The organism is Marinicella marina (genome assembly GCF_030065545.1).
GTDB lineage: Bacteria > Pseudomonadota > Gammaproteobacteria > Xanthomonadales > Marinicellaceae > Marinicella > Marinicella marina.
The window spans coordinates 1-467 of sequence record NZ_JASJNC010000019.1 but is presented as its reverse complement, the minus strand read 5'-3'; the positions used below and the strand labels follow the sequence as shown (position 1 = coordinate 467).

Genomic DNA, 467 nt, shown 5'->3' with positions numbered 1-467 from the left:
GAACCTGCCATAGTTTGACGGATACATTTATTAGTAGACAATAGTCTACCAGGAGTATCCAAATGACAAGAAAAAGAAAACCATATAAAACCTTCACCAAGGAGTTCAAACTTGAAGCCATTCGGATGATGGATGAATCAGAACGTCCATCATCGGAAATAGCCACACAGCTAGGAATCAGACGTAATCAGCTATACAAGTGGAAAGAACAGTTGATGACTAAAGGTGACAAAGCCTTCTCAGGCAAAAAAGGAAGGCCACTTAAAGAAAACCAGAGTGAAGCTTCCAAGTTACGTGAAGAAAATAAACGCCTTCGTGAGGAAGTTGAAATCTTAAAAAAGGCCGCCGTGTACTTTGCCAAAGAGCTCAAGTGAAGTACACATTCATCCGAGCTGAAAGTAAAAATTACAGCATAAAAACCCTGTGCAAAGTCATGGGAGTTTCAACCAGTGGTTTTTATGACTGGT

General features: G+C 40.3%; 1 protein-coding gene. It reads left to right on the top strand.

The features are described 5' to 3' along the window. Positions 1 to 62: 62 nt before the first annotated feature. On the top strand, positions 63 to 374 hold the full coding sequence (locus QNI24_RS15380) for a transposase (protein ID WP_283708771.1): 312 nt from the start codon (positions 63 to 65) through the stop codon (positions 372 to 374). Positions 375 to 467 lie beyond the last annotated feature (93 nt).